The sequence below is a fragment of the Microbacterium sp. M1A1_1b genome, assembly GCF_053345565.1.
The window spans coordinates 280,927-300,521 of sequence record NZ_JBKFAJ010000002.1 but is presented as its reverse complement, the minus strand read 5'-3'; the positions used below and the strand labels follow the sequence as shown (position 1 = coordinate 300,521).

At 69.6% G+C, this 19,595-nt stretch carries 18 protein-coding genes; 9 read left to right on the top strand and 9 right to left on the bottom strand.

Features of this window, described 5'->3' with window-relative positions; translation table 11 throughout:
• Positions 1-51 precede the first annotated feature (51 nt).
• Entirely contained in the window at positions 52-1,389 is a 1,338-nt protein-coding gene (locus tag ACLBWP_RS06025; RefSeq protein WP_447654483.1) for an alpha-amylase family glycosyl hydrolase, read from the bottom strand.
• Positions 1,390-1,450: 61 nt separating this feature from the next.
• On the opposite strand from ACLBWP_RS06025, the gene ACLBWP_RS06020 reads away from it, so the two are divergent.
• Both ACLBWP_RS06020 and ACLBWP_RS06015 read left to right on the top strand, forming a co-directional pair.
• Entirely contained in the window at positions 1,451-1,849 is a 399-nt protein-coding gene (locus tag ACLBWP_RS06020; RefSeq protein ID WP_447654482.1) for a DUF3253 domain-containing protein, read from the top strand.
• 37 nt (positions 1,850-1,886) lie between these two features.
• Entirely contained in the window at positions 1,887-2,990 is a 1,104-nt protein-coding gene (locus ACLBWP_RS06015; protein WP_447654481.1) for an SDR family oxidoreductase, read from the top strand.
• Between the two features lie 43 nt (positions 2,991-3,033).
• Here the strand turns inward: ACLBWP_RS06015 and ACLBWP_RS06010 are convergent, their stop codons facing one another.
• The 3 genes from ACLBWP_RS06010 to ACLBWP_RS06000 are packed head-to-tail and all read right to left on the bottom strand — an operon-like array spanning position 3,034 to position 6,088.
• Positions 3,034-3,867: a carbohydrate ABC transporter permease gene (locus tag ACLBWP_RS06010; RefSeq protein ID WP_447654480.1), complete on the bottom strand. Its 834-nt coding sequence runs from the start codon at positions 3,865-3,867 to the stop codon at positions 3,034-3,036.
• Positions 3,864-4,787: a carbohydrate ABC transporter permease gene (locus ACLBWP_RS06005; RefSeq protein WP_447654479.1), complete on the bottom strand. Its 924-nt coding sequence runs from the start codon at positions 4,785-4,787 to the stop codon at positions 3,864-3,866. The genes ACLBWP_RS06010 and ACLBWP_RS06005 overlap by 4 nt, the downstream gene beginning before the upstream one ends.
• The gene (locus ACLBWP_RS06000) at positions 4,784-6,088 is read right to left on the bottom strand and encodes an ABC transporter substrate-binding protein (RefSeq protein ID WP_447654478.1); all 1,305 of its coding nucleotides are present in this window, start codon (positions 6,086-6,088) and stop codon (positions 4,784-4,786) included. Before ACLBWP_RS06000 ends, ACLBWP_RS06005 begins: the two co-directional genes overlap by 4 nt.
• 159 nt (positions 6,089-6,247) lie before the next feature.
• Here ACLBWP_RS06000 and ACLBWP_RS05995 point away from each other — a divergent pair, with 159 nt between their 5' ends.
• From ACLBWP_RS05995 to ACLBWP_RS05985, 3 genes are all read left to right on the top strand, one after another.
• A complete protein-coding gene (locus ACLBWP_RS05995) occupies positions 6,248-6,424 on the top strand; it encodes a CsbD family protein (protein ID WP_447654477.1) in 177 nt (58 codons plus the stop codon).
• A gap of 225 nt (positions 6,425-6,649) precedes the next feature.
• Positions 6,650-7,186, top strand: coding sequence for an SgcJ/EcaC family oxidoreductase (locus tag ACLBWP_RS05990; protein ID WP_447654476.1), 537 nt, complete (start codon positions 6,650-6,652; stop codon positions 7,184-7,186).
• A 77-nt stretch (positions 7,187-7,263) separates the two neighbouring features.
• Entirely contained in the window at positions 7,264-7,719 is a 456-nt protein-coding gene (locus tag ACLBWP_RS05985) for a hypothetical protein (RefSeq protein WP_243563028.1), read from the top strand.
• 29 nt (positions 7,720-7,748) lie between these two features.
• Here ACLBWP_RS05985 and ACLBWP_RS05980 read toward each other — a convergent pair whose 3' ends face one another.
• The 4 genes from ACLBWP_RS05980 to ACLBWP_RS05965 all read right to left on the bottom strand — a co-directional run bounded on the left by ACLBWP_RS05980 (position 7,749) and on the right by ACLBWP_RS05965 (position 13,009).
• Positions 7,749-9,599 carry a glycoside hydrolase family 35 protein gene (locus ACLBWP_RS05980; protein ID WP_447654475.1) on the bottom strand — a complete coding sequence of 617 codons (1,851 nt, stop codon included), beginning with the start codon at positions 9,597-9,599 and terminating at the stop codon, positions 7,749-7,751.
• A gap of 76 nt (positions 9,600-9,675) precedes the next feature.
• On the bottom strand, positions 9,676-11,010 hold the full coding sequence (locus tag ACLBWP_RS05975) for an ABC transporter substrate-binding protein (RefSeq protein WP_447654474.1): 1,335 nt from the start codon (positions 11,008-11,010) through the stop codon (positions 9,676-9,678).
• Between the two features lie 98 nt (positions 11,011-11,108).
• Complete coding sequence (locus ACLBWP_RS05970; RefSeq protein ID WP_374202523.1) at positions 11,109-12,077, bottom strand: carbohydrate ABC transporter permease; 969 nt, start codon at positions 12,075-12,077, stop codon at positions 11,109-11,111.
• Positions 12,074-13,009 (bottom strand): carbohydrate ABC transporter permease, encoded by a 936-nt coding sequence (locus ACLBWP_RS05965; protein ID WP_243563025.1) that lies wholly within the window; start codon positions 13,007-13,009, stop codon positions 12,074-12,076. Before ACLBWP_RS05965 ends, ACLBWP_RS05970 begins: the two co-directional genes overlap by 4 nt.
• 152 nt (positions 13,010-13,161) lie before the next feature.
• Here ACLBWP_RS05965 and ACLBWP_RS05960 point away from each other — a divergent pair, with 152 nt between their 5' ends.
• Complete coding sequence (locus ACLBWP_RS05960; RefSeq protein ID WP_447654473.1) at positions 13,162-14,190, top strand: LacI family DNA-binding transcriptional regulator; 1,029 nt, start codon at positions 13,162-13,164, stop codon at positions 14,188-14,190.
• A 281-nt stretch (positions 14,191-14,471) separates the two neighbouring features.
• On the opposite strand, the gene arfA is transcribed toward ACLBWP_RS05960, so the two are convergent.
• Positions 14,472-15,974 carry an arabinosylfuranosidase ArfA gene (gene arfA, locus ACLBWP_RS05955; RefSeq protein WP_243562436.1) on the bottom strand — a complete coding sequence of 501 codons (1,503 nt, stop codon included), beginning with the start codon at positions 15,972-15,974 and terminating at the stop codon, positions 14,472-14,474.
• Positions 15,975-16,214: 240 nt separating this feature from the next.
• Between arfA and ACLBWP_RS05950 the strand changes: the two genes are divergently transcribed.
• The 3 genes from ACLBWP_RS05950 (at position 16,215) to ACLBWP_RS05940 (ending at position 19,527) form a co-directional block, all read left to right on the top strand.
• Entirely contained in the window at positions 16,215-17,582 is a 1,368-nt protein-coding gene (locus ACLBWP_RS05950; RefSeq protein WP_447654472.1) for an extracellular solute-binding protein, read from the top strand.
• A gap of 63 nt (positions 17,583-17,645) precedes the next feature.
• Positions 17,646-18,611, top strand: coding sequence for a carbohydrate ABC transporter permease (locus ACLBWP_RS05945; protein ID WP_243562439.1), 966 nt, complete (start codon positions 17,646-17,648; stop codon positions 18,609-18,611).
• 1 nt (position 18,612) lies between these two features.
• Entirely contained in the window at positions 18,613-19,527 is a 915-nt protein-coding gene (locus tag ACLBWP_RS05940; protein ID WP_447654471.1) for a carbohydrate ABC transporter permease, read from the top strand.
• The last annotated feature ends 68 nt before the right edge of the window (positions 19,528-19,595 follow it).

The window sequence follows — 19,595 nt, the reverse complement described above, 5'->3', positions numbered from 1 at the left end:
CGGTGGCGAACTGTCGCTTTCGCGTTGTGGGGAGGGTGGGCAGGGCGGGCGTCAGCCCGACAGGACGGCCCATCCGGCGGCCGGGAGGCGCAGGGTCGCGTCCCGCAGGTCGCCCCCGCCCGCCTCGACCTGCGTCGCGTCGGCCACGGGCAGCTCGACGGGGTCGTCGCCCAGGTTCAGGGCGGTCACCACTGCGGCGTCGGCCGTCGCGGTGCGCAGGACGACCGCCGTGTTCGTCAGGTGCGTGACGTCGGTGTGGGCACGGTGCAGCCAGGGTGCGCGACGCCGCAGGGCGACGAGCGCCTCGTACGCGTGCGTCAGCGTGTCGGCGGTCGGCGGTGTCGCGGGGAACTCGGGTCGGACGGCGTCGTCGCCACCCTCGCGTTCCTCTTTCACACCCGTCCAGCCGTACTCGTCGCCCGCGTAGACGATCGGCGTGCCGGCGACCGTGAACAGCACCGCCGCAGCGTGCCCGGCGAACCGCTCCCCCACGGCGCTGGCGATCCGGGTGACGTCGTGGTTGCCCACGAACGTCGTCGGGACGAAGGTCGGCAGCAGGGCGTCGTGCCGTTCGATCGCGTGGGCGAGCTCGTGGCAGTTCCGGTCCGCGATGCCGTGCCAGATGCCCTGCCACAGTTCGTACTGCGTCGTCGAGTCCATCGTCGACGCCGTGACGATCGCCGCCGCGTCACCGTGGATGACCTCGCCGCTGAACCAGGCGTCCGGGAACCGCTCCCGCACGCGCGGCAGCACCCGCGCCCAGAACGCCGGCGGGACCGCGTACGCCGCGTCGAGCCGCCACCCGTCGACGCCGCGTCCCAGCCAGTGCGTCATCACCTCGACCACCAGGTCCTCGGTCGCGCGGGTGTCGTGGTCGAGCGCCACCAGGATGTCGTGGCCCTCGAAGTCGCCGACCGGCACGGGCTGCCCCGGCTGCCACCCGGACCAGTCGACGGCGAACAGGTCGGCGGTGGGCGCATCCGGCCCCTGCGCCTCGAGTGCACGGAACGCCGGGTGCTCGCGGCCGACGTGGTTGAAGACGCCGTCGAGCAGCACACGGACGCCCCGGTCGTGTGCGGCGCGGACGAGTGCGTCGAAGTCGTCGTCGTCGCCCAGACGCGGGTCGATCTGCAGGTGGTCGACCGTGTCGTAGCCGTGGGTCGAACTGGCGAAGACCGGGCCGAGCAGCAGGCCGTTCAGCCCGAGGTCGACGATGTGGTCGAGCCAGGGGGTGATCCGGTCGAGCCGGTGCTCCACCGCACGGTCTGCGACGGACGTGTCCGGACGGACATCGGCGCCGACGAAGCCCAGTGGGTAGACGTGCCACCACATGACGTGGCGCACCCACTCCGGTTCGTGCGGACGGACTGCTGCGGTGTCGGGGGTCACTGCTCTGATCGTGCCAGTGCCAGCTGGACGTGCCGCAGCACCGCCGGACGAAGATGGGGTCATGGGACGAGCGATCCGTACCGAGGACGATGCCGCGCGCAGTGCCGCTGCGCAGGCCGAGCGCACCTGCGCGTCGTGCGGTCGTCGGATGCCGTCGAACGCCGCGGCCGACGCGAAGTACTGTTCCGACACCTGCCGACGGCACAAGGTCGACGACACGGACCGGCACCTGGAACGCATCATCGACCAGCTCCTCGACGCCCGTGCCCGCACGTCGAGCATCTGTCCGTCCGATGCCGCGCGCGCGATCGGCGGCGACGACTGGCGCGACCTGATGGAGCCCGCCCGCCGTGCTGCCCGCCGGATGGTCGCCCGGGGCGAGGTCGAGATCACGCAGGGGGGATCGGTGGTCGATCCGTCCACGGCGAAGGGCCCGATCCGGATCCGTCGTCCGCGCTGAGGGAACAGACCACGGCCGACACGTGTTGTCGGCCGGGATGACTCCTGACGCAACCGCACCGCAGTCCACCCTCCCCCACCGCCGCGCCCTGGTCGTGGGCGCCAGCGGGATCACCGGCTCGGCGCTCGTGCAGCGGCTGAGCGCCGACGGATGGCAGGTCTCGGCCCTGTCGCGGAGCGCCGGCACGCGTGACGGTGTGCGTGGCATCGCCGCGGACCTGCGCGACCCGGACTCGCTCCGAACCGCACTGGCGGACGAGCAGCCGACGCACGTCTTCTTCACCGCGTGGCAGCGACAGGCCACCGAGGCCGAGAACATCACCGTGAACGGCGGGATGGTGCGCGACCTGCTCGCCGCGCTCGACCACGCGCCGCTCGAGCACGTCGCCCTGGTCACCGGCCTGAAGCACTACCTCGGCCCGTTCGAGGCCTACGCCGCGGGCGAGATGCCCGACACGCCCTTCCACGAGGAGGAGCCGCGGCTCGACACCCCGAACTTCTACTACGCGCAAGAGGACGAGCTGATGGCCGCCGCCGCGCGCCAGGGCTTCACGTGGTCGGTGCACCGCTCGCACACCGTCATCGGCCACGCCGTCGGCAACGCGATGAACATGGGGCTGACCATCGCGGTGCAGGCGACCCTGGCCAAGGAGCTCGACCTGGACTTCGTGTTCCCGGGCAGCCAGGCGCAGTGGGACGGCCTGACCGACATGACCGACGCCGGACTGCTGGCCGAGCACATGGTCTGGGCGGCGACGTCGCCCGAGGGTGCCGACGAGCCGTTCAACATCGTCAACGGCGACGTCTTCCGCTGGCGCTGGATGTGGCCACGACTGGCCGCACACCTCGGCGTGGACCCGGCGCGGGTCGTCGGGTACCAGGACGCGCCGCGACCGCTCGAGCAGCAGATGGCCCCCCACGAGTCGGCGTGGCCGGCGATCGCGGCGCGTCACGGGTTGGTCGAGCCGGACATCACCCGCCTGGCGTCCTGGTGGCACACCGACGCCGACCTCGGCCGGGCGATGGAGGTCGTCACCGACATGAGCAAGAGCCGCGAGGCCGGGTTCACCGGGTACCGGCGGACCGAGCGGGCCTTCACGGACCTGTTCGACCGCTACCGCTCGGACCGCCTGGTCCCCTGAGGTCCGACGCGTGGCGCAGGGTGCACGCCTCGTACGCCCGGCGCTACCGGATCCCGCTCCGCGCGAAGCCCTGCACGAACCACCGCTGGAACAGCAGGAACACCACGACGATCGGCACCACGTCCAGCAGGGCGAACGCCATCGTGGCGCCGTAGTCCGAGTTGAACTGCCCCTGCAGGTACAGCAACCCGATGGGCAGCGTGAACAGACGGTTCTCGCGGAGCGCGATCAGCGGCCAGGCGAAGTCGTTCCACGCCTGCAGCAGGCTCATGAAGAACAGCACGGCGATGAGCGGTCGGGCCATCGGCAGGACGATGCGGAAGAACACGCCCGCGTGCCCGGCCCCGTCGATGCGCGCCGCCTCGATGAGCTCCTTCGGGATCCCGAGCAGGAACTGCCGGGCCAGGAACACCCCGAAGGCCGACGCAGCACTCGGCAGGATCACCGCCCAGTAGGTGCCGTACAGGTGCATCCCGGTGACGATGCGGAACAGCGACACCATGATCACCTGCACGGGCACCGCGAGCGTCGCCAGGGCGATGAAGAACAGCACGGTCGACCCGCGGAACCGCAGCTGGGCGAAGGCGTACCCGGCGAGCAGACTGATCGCCGTCGTCAGGACGGCGACCGACACCGCGATGGCGGTCGAGTTACCGAGCCACTCGACGACCGGGAACGACGCGAACACCCGGTCGAGGTTGTCGAGCGTGAGCGTGCGGGGGAAGAACCGCACGACGCCGCCGAGCAACTCCGAGCGTGGCGAGAACGCGACGACGACCATCCAGTACAGCGGCGCGATGATGACCACCGCCACGACGATCGCCAGGACCGTGCGGGCGGCGAGGCCGATGCGGGCCTGGCGTGCGCGGGCGCTCATCCTGCGAGGTCCCGGTTGCGGCTGCCGCGCCACTGTGCGATCGCGAACACGATCGCCAGCACCAGCAGCACCATGCCGATCGCCGCCGCGTACCCCTGGTCGCGCGTGACGAACCCGGTGTCGTAGGCGTAGGTGACGAGCACCGACGTCGCGTTCCGCGGCCCGCCCCCGGTCAGCACGAACACGATGTCGAACACCTGGAACGAGTAGATGACGTTCAGCACCGTCAGGAAGAACGTCGACGACCCGAGCAACGGGACGGTCACCGAGCGCAATCGCCGGGTCCAGCCAGCGCCGTCGAGCATGGCGGCCTCGGGCAGCTCCGGTCCGATGCCCTGCAGACCCGCCAGGTAGATGAGCATGTTGAACCCGATGCGCCACCAGATCGTGACGAGCACCACCGAGGCGAACGCCGCGGTGGGGTCGGACTGCCACTGCACGGGCGAGACGCCGACCAGTCCGAGCAGCGCGTCCAGCACGCCCGAGTTCTGGTCGAACACGAGCACCCCGATCAGGGCGGTCGCGACGCCGGACACGGCCATCGGCATGATGAGCAGCGACCGGAACAGCGCGCGTGCCGGCAGCACCGAGTTGAGCAGCAGTGCCGCGAGCAGACCGAGCCCCATCGAGATCGGGGTGACCAGGACCGTGAACAGGACGGTGTTCAGCAGCGCCCGCCAGAACAGCGCGTCGCCGAGCAGCCGTCGGTAGTTGTCCAGCCCCACCCAGTCCGCGGCACCGAACCCGTTCGTGCGCTGGAAGCTGATGACGAAGGCGCCGACCAGCGGGACGAGCACGAACAGCGCCAGCAGCACCATGTTCGGGGCGATGAACGCGTACGCGGCCCGCTCCTCGTGTCGCGCGGAACGGGAGCGTCGTGGCCGCCGCGTCGGCAGCGGGCGATCGGTCGCGGCGGTCATGCGGTGCCTCCGGTGGCGTCGGCGATGCCCCGCTGCAGGCGCGAGACGGTCTCGGCGGCTCCGACGCCACCGACGAGCGCGTCCTCGATGCCGTTCTGCAGCACGGTGATGATGGCGGCCATGTCGGGCGAGGCCACCTGGGCGACGTCCTCGGGCTGGATGACCGAGGCCTGGTCGACGAACACGTCCGTCAGCTCGGGTCGCACGCGGAACCGCAGTCCCCCGTCGACCAGGTCGCGGCGGGTGGGCAGCAGCGACGCACGCTGGCAGAAGTCCTGCATCTGCGGCCGACGGGTGATGAAGTCGAGGAACGAGGCGGCCAGGTCGGGCTTGGTGGTCTGCGCGGTGGCGACCAGCGCGTTCCCGCCGAAGTCGCTGCCACCGCGGTCACGACGGGGCGCGTAGGTGGCCGTCCACGGGAAGTCGAGCGTCGACGCCGCGTCGGGGATCTGGAACGCTCCGGACCACACCATCGCGACCCGCTGGCGGTACCAGGTGTCACTGGCGTAGGTCGCCGACTTGATCGAGTCGTTCGCGGGCACCCACCGCTCGTCGAAGAACTTCTTGGCGAAGGCGACGGCATCGCGGCCGGCTGCGCTGTCGATCCGCGGGGTCTTCTGGTCGGTCCCGAGGAACGCCCCGTCGGCCTGGAACAGCAGGCTCAGCCACCGGGTCACGCCGTTGCCCTGCCAGTTGTACGCGAACGGGTAGACGTCGTCGGGCAGCCCGTTGCGGAGCTTCCCCGCGACGTCGCCGAGTTCGTCCCAGGTCCACGCCTCGTCCACCGACCGGGGCAGGTCGGTGATGCCGGCCTTCCGCATCAGGTCGGTGTTGACCAGGATCGCGGACGTGTCCGTGTGGTGGGGCACACCGAACGGGCGACCGTCGGACTGCACTGCCGCCCAGGCCGTCTCCGTGAACCGGTCACCCACGCTGGCGTTCAGTGACCGCGACAGGTCCAGCAACTGCCCGCGCCCGGCGTAGGCGCCGAACGAGTAGTACGGCACCCGGAAGACGTCGGGTGGGTTGCCGGCCTGCAGCTGCGCGTCGATGTTCGTGAACATCTGCTCGTACGGGACGGCGTTCAACGCGACCCGTCGTCCGGGATACGCACGCTGGAACGCGGCGATGGCGGTACGGAACCCGGCGAGCTCGGCGTCGGTCCCCCAGGTGGTGAAGGCGAGCGTGTCCGCGTCGGCCTGCCCACCCGTGTCCTGCGGCACGAAGCCACACCCCGCCAGGGCAGCGGGCAGCGTGAGCGCACCGAGCCCCACGAGGAGGTTGCGGCGGGTGATGTGCACGTGTTCTCCGATGATCGGTCCGGGGCTGGGACGACATCCGTTCCATCAGCATGCTCCGCCGTCCACGTCGCGGACCTGGGGAGCGGGGTACAGGGGTGCACGTACTGTCCGAGACACACCATCGGGTCCCCGGTGATGCCCCCACCGGAAGGAACCACCATGTCGCTCGGAGACAAGGCCAAGGACGCCACGCAGAAGATCGTCGGCAAGGTCGAGGAGGCCGTCGGCGAGCACACCGACGACGCCGAGCTCAAGCACCAGGGCCAGAAGGACCAGGTCATGGGCGAGGGTCGCATGCAGACCGAGAAGGCCAAGGACGCGCTCGACGGCAAGTGAGCGTCCGCGCCGGCCAGGCGCGACGCCAGACGGCAGCTCGACAGGCGCACGGTCACGATCTGGTGACGGGGCCCGACGGGCTGCCGTCGTCATGTGCCCGACGATCCGCCGGGCGAGGCGGGCCGCCCGACTCCGCAACAGCGTCGCCGAACGCGCGCTGGACGCGCTGGACCCGTGATCCCCCCGGTGATACTGTGAAATACAGTATCCGAGCAGAGGGGGACCATGTCCACGCCACGCACCGTCGTCCGGGCCACCGCGCTCTCCACCCTGATCGTCTCCGCCCTGGGGTTGGCCGGCTGCGCCGCGTCCCCTGTGCCCGACGCTCCGACGTCCACCTCGACGTCGCGCGCGGCAACGGACGACAGCCGTCCCGGCGAGCTGGCCCGCGCGTTCGTCCGGTCCTTCAACCAGGGCGACGCCCGGGCACTCGCTGCCCTGTTCGCCGACGATGCCGAGTTCGTCAACATCTACGGCATCCGCATGTCCGGCCGGTCGGGGATCGAACACGGCCACCGGGCGGCGTTCGCCAGCCGCCTGGGCGGCGCTGCGCTCACGACGACCAGGGTGGACGAGCACCAGGTCGCGCCCGACGTCGCGGTCGTGCAGCTGTCGTGGCGACTCGCGAAGGCCCCTGACGCCGACCCCACGCTCGTGGTGCCCGACAGCGCGGGTGTGCTCACCTTCACCGCCGTGCGGGCCGACGCCGCGTGGCAGTTCATCGCCGGTGCGAACGTCATGGAGTCGACGCCCCCGAGCTGATCGCCGCGCAATCTGACCGCCGCGTGATCGCAGGGGTGCAGGATCGTGAGCGTGACCGAGACCCTCGCCGTTCCCGCATGAGCACCGCGATCCGCGCGCCACGGTGGCAACGGGTGGTGACCGCCGTGGTGCTCGGGCCGGTCCTGGTCGGCACCGGGCTCGCAGTGGGCGCGGTGGCCTTCGTCCCCGGCGCCTCGGCACGGGCGTTCGTCGCCGTCCTCGGCGTCGCGTTCGTGGTCGGCGGCGTCTGGCTGTGCATCCGACTGCCCCGGGTCGCGATCCGGCTGGACGACGACACCCTGCGGTACGACGGGTTCCTGGTCTCGTGGACCGCTCCGCGCGCCGGCATCACCACGGTGCTCGACGACTGCTTCGTGGAGTGGCAGGACGCGGCCGGCCGCCAGCGTCGCCGGCAACTCTGGATGCTCGCGCCCGCGTACCGGGACGACGGGACGAAGACCGCGCCGCTGTGGCGATGGCGACGTCAAGCGCTGCTGCAGGTCCGGGACTGGGCACACGCACGCTCGACCTGAGGTGCGGGCCGGCGACCCCGGACCCGCTGTCAGGACTCCGTGTGCCCCAGGTCCGGCGTGACGCGCAACGAGACGGTGCGCGACGCCGAGGCGTGCAGTTCGAACACGACGACCTCGTTCTCGCCCTGGTGGAGCACCGGTCCCGGGACGGCCAGGGTGTGCTGCGGGCCACGCGACCAGAAGCGTCCGAGGCAGAACCCGTTGACCCACGCAACACCCTTGCGGAACCCGTCCAGGGCCAGGAACCGGTCGGCGACGTCGGACAGGTCGAACGACCCGATCGCCACGACGGGCCCGGCGAGCTCGTCACCCTCGCACACCGGCGCCTCGCGCAGTGCGACGAGCGCAACCGGTGCGATCGGGTCGAGTGCGAGCGGCGACGCCGACCAGCGTTCCAGCGGGACACCGTCGACGGCGACCCCGCCGATCAGCCCCTTCGGTTCGCCGATGCGCGGGCCGTAGTCGACGCGGCCCTGGTCCTCGACCAGCAGTTCGAGCGTGCCGGTGACGGGCGGCAGTGCGATCGCCCGGTCGTGGTGCTCGCGCTCCAGGACACCGACGGGTCGCCCGTCGACGCTGACGACGACGCGGTCGCGGACCTCGGTGCCGACGGTCAGGACGCCGCCCGACGGCAGGTCGACCTCGGTGCGGTACAGCACGAAGCCCGATGCCGCTCCGAGTTCGTCGAACGTGGGGACGGTGTCGTGCGTGGTCCACGACGTGAGCTGCGGCAGCAGCGCACGGAGCGGGGTGGACCGGTCGAGCCGGACGGCGAGGTCCGTGGCGGGGGCGACCGGGGCCTCCAGGCCCGACCCGCCCGACGTGCCCGACGTGCCCGACCCGCCCGACGTGCCGGACATGTCAGACGCACCGGGCTCCATCCACGCCGGCAGCTCCGGCACCGGTGCGTACCGGGCGATGACGTCCCGGAACGCATGGAACTTCGCGGTGGGGCGACCGGCCTCGTCGAGCGGAGCGTCGTAGTCGTACGACGTCGCGATCGGCCGGTACACGCCCTTGTCGTTCGCGCCGTTCGTGAACCCGAAGTTCGTGCCCCCGTGGAACATGTAGACGTTCACCGACCCGCCGGCTGCCAGCAGCACGTCGAGGTCGGCGGCGCTGTCGGACGCAGAGGTGGTGTGGTGGTGCTCGCCCCAGCTGTCGAACCAGCCGTCCCAGAACTCCGAGCACATCAGCGGCCCGGTCGGCTGCGCCTGTCGCAGACGCTCCAGCCGCGCAGCGGAACGGGACCCGAACGACCCGGTCTTGTGCAGCGACGGCAGCGACCCGTCCTCGAGCATGGTGCCCATCGGCTGGTCCACGCTCGTGAACGGGACGGTCAGCCCGATCGAACGGTGCATCGCCTCGAGCTTGGTCAGGTACACGGGGTCGGACCCGTACGCACCGTACTCGTTCTCGACCTGCACGAGCACGATCGGCCCGCCGGCGTCGATCTGCCGCGGGACCAGGATCGGCGCGAGGGCGTCGAGGTAGCGGGACACGGCGGCCAGGAACTGCGGCTCGTCGCGGCGGATGCCCACGGTGCCGTCGGTGAACAGCCAGTACGGCAGCCCGCCGTTGGTCCACTCCGCGCAGATGTAGGGGCCGGGGCGCACGATGGCGTGCATGCCCTCGGCGGCGACCAGGTCGAGGAAGCGTCCCAGGTCGAGTCCCCCGGTGAAGTCGAAGGTGCCGGGTGTGGCCTCGTGCGCGTTCCACGCCACGTAGGTCTCGACGGTGTTCAGGCCCATCAGCCGGGCCTTGTGGATCCGGTCCGCCCACAGGTCGGGGTGGACACGGAAGTAGTGGATCGCGCCGGACAGGACCCGGTGCGGCTCGCCGTCGAGCAGGAAGTCGGTGTCGCCGATGGCGAAGCGCATGGTGTGGTTCCTTCGTCATGGAGGGAGGGCCGCACGGTCGTCCGTGCGGCCCTCCCCGGTGTCAGTGCTGGCGGGACTACTTGGTCGAGACCGTGAAGCCCTGCTGCTTGCCGTACTTCACGAGCGCATCCTGCCAGGCCTTGAGCCCGGACTCGAGGGACGTCCCCTTCTCGTAGGACTGGCCGACCGTGTCCGCGTAGACGCTGTTCGCGTACACCTGGTACGGCAGGTAGGTGAAGTCGTTGTCCGACGCCTTGGACGCGTCGACCAGGACCTCGTTGATCTTCTGGCCACCGAAGTACGACGGCTCCTCGTTGAGGAACGACGACGACTCCAGGTCAGCGGTGGTCGACGGGAACCCGCCCGACTCCATGAAGACCTTCGTGGACTCCTTCGACGAGTTCAGCCACTTCAGGAAGCCCGCGGCCAGGGCCGGGTTCTTCGTCTGCTTCATGACGACCTCGGCGCTGCCGCCGTTGTTCGCGGTGGCGGCCTTCGAGCCGTCGTAGGTCGGCATCGGTGCCACACGCCAGTTGCCGGACGCGTCGGCGACGCTCGCCTCGAGGTTGCCGGGCATCCAGGCGCCGGTGATCAGGGTCGCGATCTCGCCGTTGCCGAGCTGCTTGTACCAGTCGTCGGTCCAGCCGACGGTCTTGGACAGCAGGCCCTTCTCGACGAGCTGGTTCCAGGTCTTGGTCCACTTCTGCACGCCGGAGTCGGCGAGGTTGATGGAGACCTTGTCGCCCTTCGTGGTGAACGGGGTGCCGCCGGCCTGGGCGATCATGCTCGTGGTGAAGCCGGCGTCGCCGGAGTCGGCCGCGATGTAGGCGTTCGGGTCGGCGCTGTGCAGCTTCTCGGCCGCGGTGACGTACTCGTCCCAGGTCTTGGGGACGGCGATGCCGTGCTCGTCGAAGACCTTCTTGTTGTAGAACAGCGCCATGGGGCCGGAGTCCTGGGGCAGGCCGTAGACCTTGTCCCCGTTCGTGACCGAGCTCCAGGTGCTGGCCGCGAACTTGCTCTTCAGGTCGTTGAAGCCGTAGCTCGACAGGTCCAGCAGCGACTCGGAGAGCGAGAACTGCGGGATCGCGTAGTACTCGACCTGGGCGACGTCGGGCGCACCCGAGCCGGCCTTGATCGTGTTCTGCAGCTTGGTGTACTGGTCGGCGCCGGTGCCGGCGTTGACGATCTTGACCTTGACCTTGGGGTACTGCTTCTCGAACGCGGCGACCTGGGCCTTGGCGGACGGGGTCCACGACCAGTAGGTCAGCGTGCCGCCCTTCGCCAGGGCGGAGTCGATGTCCGACGACGAGCCGCCGGCGGACGAACCGCCCGAGGCGCAGGCCGCCAGGGCGATGGCGGCGGTGACGCCGATGGCGAGGGCGCTGAGCCCGCGCCGGATGCGCTTGTGCATGGGGTGCCTTTCACTTCTTCGTGTTGGGGGTGGTGCTGCTGTGGTGCGGGTGGACGGGAGGCACGGGGCGGAGTCGCCCCGAGCCTCCTGTCCGGGTCTCAGGCCTTGACGGAACCGGCCGCCAGGCCGGACTGCCAGAAGCGCTGCAGGAACAGGAACGCCACCACGATCGGGATGATCGTGAGGAGCGATCCGGTGACGACGAGGTTGTAGATGGGCTGCGCGCCGGAGCCGGTGGCCTGCGCGTTCCACTGGTTCAGACCGACGGTCAGCGGGTACCACTTCGGGTCGCTCAGCATGATCAGCGGCAGGAAGTAGTTGTTCCACGTGGCGACGACCGCGAACAGCAGCACGGTGACGACGCCGGGTGCGAGCAGGCGGAGCGCGATCGTGAAGAAGATCCGGAACTCCCCCGCGCCGTCCATGCGTGCCGCCTCGAGCAGTTCGGCGGGGATCGCGTCGACCGCGTAGGTCCAGATCAGGTACATGCCGAACGGGCTGATCAGCGACGGCAGGATGATCGCCCACGGGGTGTTCGTCAGGCCGACCTGCGAGAACAGCAGGAAGGTCGGGACGGCCAGCGCCGTGCCGGGCACCGCGATCGCGCCGAGGACGACGGCGAACACCGCGCGACGTCCGGGGAACGAGAACTTCGCCATGCCGTAGCCGGCCACGGTGGCCAGCAGGGTCGCTCCACCGGCGCCGACGACGACGTACAACAGCGTGTTGCCGAACCACTGCAGGAAGATGCCGTCGTTGTACGTCACCGTGTCGACGATGTTCTGCCACAGGTTGAAGTTCCCGCCGAACCACAGTCCGAAGGTGCTCAGCAGTGACGACTGCGTCTTCGTGCTGTTGACCAGCAGGTAGAACAGCGGCGCGAACGAGTAGACGACGAAGACGATCATCACGGCGGTCAGCAGCCCGGAGCGCTTCGGCTTCCGGCCGTCGACTGGCTGCTTCGCCTTCCTGGAGGCTCGTCCCGCTCCGCCACGGCCGTCGCGGAGCGTCGTGGTCGCCTCGGTCACCGTGGCCGGCACGGTCGCCGGGTCCTGCAGGGTGCTCATCGGTTCTCCTGTCGGGTGCCGCGGACCTGCACGACGTAGGCGATCACGGCGGTGATCACGCCCATGACGATCGCGACGGTGGCGGAGTAGTTGAACTGCTGGCCGCTGAAGGACAGCGAGTAGGCGTACATGTTCGGCGTGAACGAGCTGCCGATGACGTTCGGGGCGAGGGTCTTCAGCAGGTTCGGCTCGTTGAACAGCTGGAAGCTGCCGATGATCGAGAAGATCGTGGCGATGACCATCGGGCCGCGGAGGGCCGGGAGCTTGATCGAGAACACCGTGCGCAGCGGGCCGGCGCCGTCGAGCTCGGCGGCCTCGTAGAGCTCGCCGGGAACGGTGCGCAGTGCCGCGTAGAAGATCAGCATGTTGTAGCCGAGGAACTCCCACGTGACGACGTTGCCGATCGACGTCAGGACCCAGGTCGGGCTGAACGGCTGCAGCAGGTCGATGCCGAGGGCGTCGTTCGCCGCCCCGGTCAGGCCGAACTGGTTGCCGTAGATGAAGCCCCAGATCAGCGCTGCCACGACACCGGGGACCGCGTACGGCAGGAACACGGCGATGCGGAAGAAGCTCGTCCCCCACAGACGGGCGCTGTCGAGGGCGAGCGCCGCGACGAGCGCCAGGCCGAGCATGATCGGCACCTGGATCACCAGGAAGACGGCGACCCGGCCGAACCCGGTCCAGAACTGCGAGTCCTGGAACAGCTGCACGTAGTTGGCGAACCAGACGAACTGGTTGCCGCCGACGAGCTGGTCGCGGAACAGGCTGAGCCAGAGCGCGTACCCGATCGGCACGATGAGCATGAGGACCAGGACGGCGACGAACGGTCCGACGAAGAGCCAGCCGGTGTAGCGGCCTCGGGGCTTCGGCCGCCGTCGCGGAGGCGATGCCGGCGAGGCCGCCGGTGCCGTGCGCGCTGCGAGCGTGCTCATGGGACTCCTTTGTCTGCTGCGTTCGGGTGCCGTCGATGTTGACGTCAACATCGAACGTCGAGACGATAGCATGGCAACGTCAACATGCGCTAGCGTCCGAGGATGCCGTTCGGAACCCCGCACGGTTGCCGCAGTTGTCGAGAGGGATCATCGTGACGACGGAGCTGTCGCCCGGTGCCAAGCGCGCGCCCTCGTTGGCTGCTGTCGCCGAGGCCGCCGGCGTCTCGATGCAGACCGTGTCGCGCGTGGCCCGTGGGTTCGAGAACGTCAGCCCCGACACCCGCCTGCGGGTGCAGACCGCGATGACCTCGCTCGGCTACCGACCGAACCGCGCCGCCCGGGCACTGCGCTCCGGCCGCTTCCGCACCATCGGCGTCATCATGTTCACGCTGGCGTCGTTCGGCAACATGCGCACGCTCGAGGCCATCGCCGACGCCGCCGGTGCCGCCGACTTCACGATCACGCTGCTGCCGATGGCCTCGCGCACCGAGGAAGGCGTCCGCTCGGCCTTCTCACGCCTGCACGAACAGGCCGTGGACGGCGTCGTGATCATCATCGAGTCGCACGTCATCGACACCGCCGAGGTCGCGCTGCCCGACGGCGTGCCCGTCGTCGTCGTCGACTCGACCGGCACGAGCGAGCACCCGGCGATCGACACCGACCAGGCCGACGGCGCACGGCAGGCCACGCAGCACCTGCTCGACCTGGGCCACGACACGGTCTGGCACGTCGCGGGCCCCTCGTCGTCGTACTCCGCCGCACGTCGGCTCGCCGCCTGGCAGGCCACGCTCGAACAGGCCGGGCGCACGGTGCCGCCGGTGTTCCACGGCGACTGGAACACCTCATCCGGCTACCGTGCCGGGCTCGAGATCGCGACGCGGCCGGAGATCACCGCGGTGTTCGCCGCGAACGACCAGACCGCGCTCGGGATCCTGCGCGCGTGCCACGAGCTCGGTCGGGGGGTGCCCGCGTCGCTGAGCGTGGTGGGCTTCGACGACTCGCCGGAGTCCGACTCGTTCTGGCCGCCGCTGACCACCGTGCACCAGTCCTTCGACGAGGTCGGCCAGCGCGCGGTCGCGACCCTGCTGGCGCAGATCGACGGCGAGACCGTCGACGCGGTGACCGACCTGGTGCCGGTGCGGCTCGTCGAGCGCGCGAGCACGGCGGCGCCGGCGCGCTGAGCGCGCACGGTGCGAGGTCGGTCCCGTGTGCAGGGTTGGCTGCCCGGTGCGCGCTTGTTTCGCCGCACCAGCCGAGCAAGCTCGCACGGGGCGCGAACCGAGCACGGTGCGGACGGGAGGCTCGTGGCGGCCTGGCACCGGGCCTCCCGTCCCGTGGGGCGCCGGCCCACCGCCCCCTCCCGCCCCGGGCCGCCCCGCCCCGGGAAGTGGAAACGCGCGTGGTGGGTCGGGAAACCCGACCCACCACGCGCGGTCCGACGTGCTGAGCGCGATCCGGCTGACTAGCCGATCGACAGCGCCGTCCACGACACGGGCGGCAGCTCGATCGTGACGGTGTCACCCTCGCGGCGAGCGCTGTCGTTCGTGCGCAGCCCCACGCGGGAGGTGTTCGACAGGTCGTTCACGGCGTGCAGGTCGTCGTCCCACACCCCCTCGGCGTGCACGTCGCCCGTGACGTCGAGCCCGGACAGGTCGATGGTGACCGTCGTGCTCTCGGAGGGGTGGCGGTTCACCAGGAACACCGCGGCCTTGCCGTCCTCGATCGTGGCGGCGGAGTCGACCACGGGAACCTGCCCGTAGGTGCCGCCGTCGACCGTGTCGCCCGACGCGATGACCTGCAGCGAGGTGCCGTGTGCCAGGCGCGACGTCAGCGAGAACGGGAAGAACGTGGTCTGGCGCCAGGCCTCGCCACCGGGCTCGGTCATGATCGGGCCGATGACGTTGACGAGCTGCGCGATCGACGCCGAGGCGACCCGGTCCGCGTGGCGCAGGAGCGAGATGAGCAGGCCACCGACGACGACGGCGTCCGCCACGGTGTAGATGTCCTCGAGCAGGCGCGGGGCGACGGGCCACTCGTCGATCGTGAACTCCTTCTGCATCTCGTTCCACTTCGAGATGGACCACACGTTCCACTCGTCGAACGAGATGTCGATGCGCTTGTCCGACTTCTTGTGCGCCTGCACGTGGTCGGCGGCGGTGGTGACCGTGTCGATGAAGCGGTCCATGTTGACGCCCGAGGCCAGGAAGGTGGCCAGGTCGTCGCCCTCTTCGTAGTAGGCGTGCGCGGAGATGTAGTCGACGTCGTCGTACGCGTGCTCGAGCACGGTGCGCTCCCACTCGCCGAACGTCGGCATCGACGCACCGGAGGACCCGCAGATGACGAGCTCGAGGTCGGGCTGGATCTGCCGCATGCCCTTGGCGGTCATCGCCGCGAGCTTGCCGTAGTCGTCGGCGTTCTTGTGGCCGAGCTGCCACGGGCCGTCCATCTCGTTGCCGAGGCACCACATCGTGACGCCGAAGGGCTCGTCGCGGCCGTTGCGCTTGCGCTCCTCGGAGCGGGCGGTGCCGCCGGGGATGTTGGCGTACTCGAGCAGCTCGATGGCGGCTTCGGTGCCGCGGGTGCCCAGGTTGACGGCGAGCATCAGCTCGGAGTCGACCGAGTCGAGCCACTGCTGGAACTCGTGCAGGCCGACCTCGTTGGTCTCGGTGGAGTGCCAGGCCAGGTCGAGCCGGCGCGGGCGCTGGTCGACCGGGCCGACGCCGTCCTCCCACTTGTAGCCGGAGACGAAGTTGCCGCCGGGGTAGCGGATGGTGGTGACACCGAGCTCCTTGACGAGCTCGATGACGTCCTTGCGGAAGCCGTGTTCGTCGGCGGTGCTGTGCGTGGGCTCGTGGATGCCGTCGTAGACGTGTCGTCCGAGGTGCTCGACGAACCCGCCGAACAGCCGCCGGCGCACCGGCCCCACGGTGAAGGCGGCGTCGAGGACGAGGTGTGTGCGGGGCATGGATCTCCTTCGATCGGTCGTCGGGTGCCGCCGGGTGGGCCCAGCGGCGACTGCCGGGTCGGACCCGGCGGCTTCGGTGGCACCCCGTCACGAAAAGTGAGCGCTCACCTGACTGCAACGCTACCGGTATCCACACCGCGACGAAAGGGCTGGCGCACGGTGGACACGCGGGCTAATGTGAGCGCTCACGGGACACTGACCCAGGTGTCCCAGCCCGGCCCATCCCGATGGAGTGATGCCATGCCGAACCGACCCGTCCCACCCGTTGCGCAGCTGCGCGGCGCCGGCTTCTCCCGCAGGGGCCTGCTCGCCGCCGGTGCCGCGGCAGCCACGGTCCTGCCGCTGGCCGCCTGCTCCAGCCCGATCTCCGCCGGCCTGGCCGGCAGTGCCCTCAACCCCGACACCCTCGTCTTCTGGAACCTGTTCGGCGGCGGCGACGGTCTTCGCATGCAGGAGATGGAACGCGGCTACGCCAAGCAGCACGGCGGGTCCAGCTCCCTGCAGGCGACGACGTTCGCCTGGGGCAACCCGTACTACTCCAAGGTCACGCTCGCCACCGTCGGCAACAAGCCGCCGGACGTCGCGATCTCGCACCTGACCCGCGCCAAGCCGCTGTGGGACGGCGACCTGCTCGACCCGATCACGTCCGAGGACCTGGCGGGCGTCGGACTGAGTGCCAGCGACTTCAACCAGAAGGCGTGGACGGCGCAGAAGACCGACGGCAAGAACATCTGTGTGCCGCTCGACACCCACCCCTTCGTGCTCTTCTACAACGTCGACGTCTGCCAGAAGGCGGGCCTGATCGACGGCGACGGCAACCTCAAGGACCTGACCGGTGTCGACGCGTTCGAGAGCGCCCTGGCCGCGGTCGCCAAGGTCACCGGCGGCACGGCCCTCAACGTCGCGAACGTCTCCGAGGTCGCCACCCCGTGGCGCTTCTTCTGGACGATGTACAACCAGATCAACGGTGCGACGCCGTTCATCAGCGACGGTGGCGCGAAGCTCACCGTCAACGAGGACGCCTACACCAAGGTCACCGACATGACCCAGAAGTGGGTGAAGAACGGCTGGCTCAACAAGGGCCTCGACTACGCCACGGCGCAGACGCTGATGTTCACCGGCAAGTCCGGGTTCTTCATGCAGGGCGAGTGGGAGATCAGCACGGCGCAGTCCATCAAGGGGCTGAAGTTCGGCATGGCGCCGATCCCGCAGCTCTTCGACAAGCCGGCCACCCAGGCCGACTCGCACACGTTCATCCTGCCCCGCAAGGACCGCACGCCGGAGCAGAAGAAGGCGGCGATGCTCTTCATCAAGCAGATGCTCGAGCAGAGCCTGACCTGGGCACAGGGCGGTCACGTCCCGGCGTACCTGCCGACGTACGACAGCTCGGCGTACAAGAACCTGACGCCGCAGTCGAACTACGCCTCGGCCGCCGAGAGCGCCGTGTTCGACGACGCCGCCTGGTACGGCGGGTCCGGCTCGACGTTCGAGAACACCGTCGGTGCGCAGCTCGCACTCGTGCAACAGGGCAGCAGCTCCCCCGCTGCCGCCATGAGCGCGATCAAGTCCCAGCTGTCCACGTACCTCGACACCCCGAGCCCCCTGTGACCGGCGACCGAGCGGTCCTGCCCACCACGAACGCCGTGAACACCCCGCGAAAGGCACGATGACGTGACCACAGCACCAGTCCTCGACCGCGCCTCGGACGCGGCCCTCGTCCCGGGCCGTCTGCGCACCTACCGGACCAGTCTCACGCGCGGCCAGGGTCGCAGCGGGTGGCTCTTCCTCGCCCCCTTCGGCCTGTTCTACGTGGCCTTCCTGCTCGGCCCGACGGTCTGGATGATCGTCACGAGCTTCTTCAACACCTCGACCGTCCGCACCGGGCTCGGCAGCTTCGCCGGGTTCGCGAACTACACCGAGATGCTCAGCCGCGCGGACTTCTGGTCGTCGCTCTGGCACACGCTGCAGTTCACGCTCTACACGACCCCGCCGCTCGTCATCCTGGCGTTCGTGTTGGCCGTGCTGACGAACCGGATGAACCGCGGGCAGTGGTTCTTCCGCCTGGCGTTCTTCCTGCCGTTCATCCTGCCGTCCGCGACGATCTCGCTCATCTGGGTGTTCATCTTCACGCCCAGCACGGGCCTGTTCGCCAGCATCCAGTCGCTGCTCGGGATGACCCCGGGTGCCGGCGTGCTGGCCAGCCCGAACACCGCGATGATCGGCGTCGCACTCGCCACGGTCTGGTGGACGCTCGGGTTCAACTTCGTGCTGTACCTGGCCGGCCTGCAGGAGATCCCCCGCGAACTGTACGAGGCCGCTGCCGTCGACGGCGCGTCGAACTGGCAGCAGATCAAGTCGATCACGCTCCCGCTGCTCGGCCGCACGACGACGCTGGTCATCCTGCTGCAGATCATCGCGAGCCTGAAGATCTTCGACCAGGTCTACCTGATGACGAACGGCGGTCCGGGCATCTCGACGCAGGTCTCGCTGCAGCTCATCACCGGTGTCGGGTTCACCGACAACCGTCTCGGTGCCGCATCGGCCGCGTCGGTGCTCCTGTTCATCGTGATCGTCGCGATCGCAGTCATCCGGCAGCTCGTCGAGCGCGCTGCCGCCAAGCGAGAGATCGGTGCCTGACATGACCACCACCGAGAGCATCACGACCGACCGCCCGAAGTACCGCTCCGGCGTCTCGTCGGCCGCGCCCACCAGCGCCGCCAAGATCGGCGTCAGCGGCCGGGGCTTCACGATCGCGTCGGGCATCATCCTGACGGTGTTCGCGATCATCTGGCTGATCCCGAGCCTGTTCGCGCTCAAGACGTCGTTGTCCGACAACGGTGTCGCGGCGCTCGGCGCCAACTCGATCCTGTCGAACTGGAACCCGACGCTGCACTCGTACGCGTCGCTGTTCCAGGCCGGCGACATCTGGAACTGGTACCTGGCCAGCGGCATCACGAGCGTCATCACGGCCGTGCTGACGGTGTTCTTCGCCTCGATGGCGGCCTTCGCTCTGAGCCGGTTGGTGTTCCGCGGCCGGAACGTCGCGTTCCTGCTGATCATCCTCGGGATCATGATCCCGACGCAGGTCCTGATCATCCCGATCTTCCAGGAGCTCAACTCCGTCAACCTGCTGAACACCTACTGGTCGGTCATCTTCCCGCAGGTGCCCGCCGTGATCGCGGTGTTCATCTTCAAGCAGTTCTTCGACGGCATCCCCCGCGAGCTCGAGGAAGCAGCCCGCATCGACGGCGCGAACATCTGGAAGATCTACTGGTCGGTGATCCTGCCGCTGTCGCGTCCGGTCATCGCCGCGGTGACGATCCTGACGTTCGTCGGCGTGTGGAACAACCTGCTGCTGCCGCTGTTCGTCCTGTCGAACCCGGACCTGATGACCATTCCGGTGGGTCTGGCGACGGTGCAGGGCAGCTTCGGCCAGCGCTACGCCGACATCCAGGCGGGTGCGCTGCTGGCGGCGCTGCCGCTGATCATCCTCTACCTGATCTTCCAGCGGCAGATCGTGGAGGGCGTGACGGGTTCCGGCCTCAAGGGCTGACGCCACCACACGACGGACTGGAGGCCCGGTGCCAGCTGGCACCGGGCCTCCCGTCCGTCTGCGGTGCG

Excerpts from the sequence above, each read along its gene's own strand:
- ACLBWP_RS06010 (WP_447654480.1), bottom strand. The coding sequence starts at position 3,867 with ATGAGCGCCCGCGCACGCCAGGCCCGCATCGGCCTCGCCGCCCGCACG.
- ACLBWP_RS05940 (WP_447654471.1), top strand. The coding sequence starts at position 18,613 with ATGACCACCACCGAGAGCATCACGACCGACCGCCCGAAGTACCGCTCC.
- ACLBWP_RS06015 (WP_447654481.1), top strand. The coding sequence starts at position 1,887 with ATGACTCCTGACGCAACCGCACCGCAGTCCACCCTCCCCCACCGCCGC.
- ACLBWP_RS05980 (WP_447654475.1), bottom strand. The coding sequence starts at position 9,599 with ATGCGCTTCGCCATCGGCGACACCGACTTCCTGCTCGACGGCGAGCCG.
- ACLBWP_RS05970 (WP_374202523.1), bottom strand. The coding sequence starts at position 12,077 with ATGAGCACCCTGCAGGACCCGGCGACCGTGCCGGCCACGGTGACCGAG.
- ACLBWP_RS05995 (WP_447654477.1), top strand. The coding sequence starts at position 6,248 with ATGTCGCTCGGAGACAAGGCCAAGGACGCCACGCAGAAGATCGTCGGC.
- ACLBWP_RS06005 (WP_447654479.1), bottom strand. The coding sequence starts at position 4,787 with ATGACCGCCGCGACCGATCGCCCGCTGCCGACGCGGCGGCCACGACGC.
- ACLBWP_RS05990 (WP_447654476.1), top strand. The coding sequence starts at position 6,650 with ATGTCCACGCCACGCACCGTCGTCCGGGCCACCGCGCTCTCCACCCTG.
- ACLBWP_RS05985 (WP_243563028.1), top strand. The coding sequence starts at position 7,264 with ATGAGCACCGCGATCCGCGCGCCACGGTGGCAACGGGTGGTGACCGCC.
- ACLBWP_RS05965 (WP_243563025.1), bottom strand. The coding sequence starts at position 13,009 with ATGAGCACGCTCGCAGCGCGCACGGCACCGGCGGCCTCGCCGGCATCG.
- ACLBWP_RS05950 (WP_447654472.1), top strand. The coding sequence starts at position 16,215 with ATGCCGAACCGACCCGTCCCACCCGTTGCGCAGCTGCGCGGCGCCGGC.
- ACLBWP_RS05975 (WP_447654474.1), bottom strand. The coding sequence starts at position 11,010 with ATGCACAAGCGCATCCGGCGCGGGCTCAGCGCCCTCGCCATCGGCGTC.
- arfA (WP_243562436.1), bottom strand. The coding sequence starts at position 15,974 with ATGCCCCGCACACACCTCGTCCTCGACGCCGCCTTCACCGTGGGGCCG.
- ACLBWP_RS06020 (WP_447654482.1), top strand. The coding sequence starts at position 1,451 with ATGGGACGAGCGATCCGTACCGAGGACGATGCCGCGCGCAGTGCCGCT.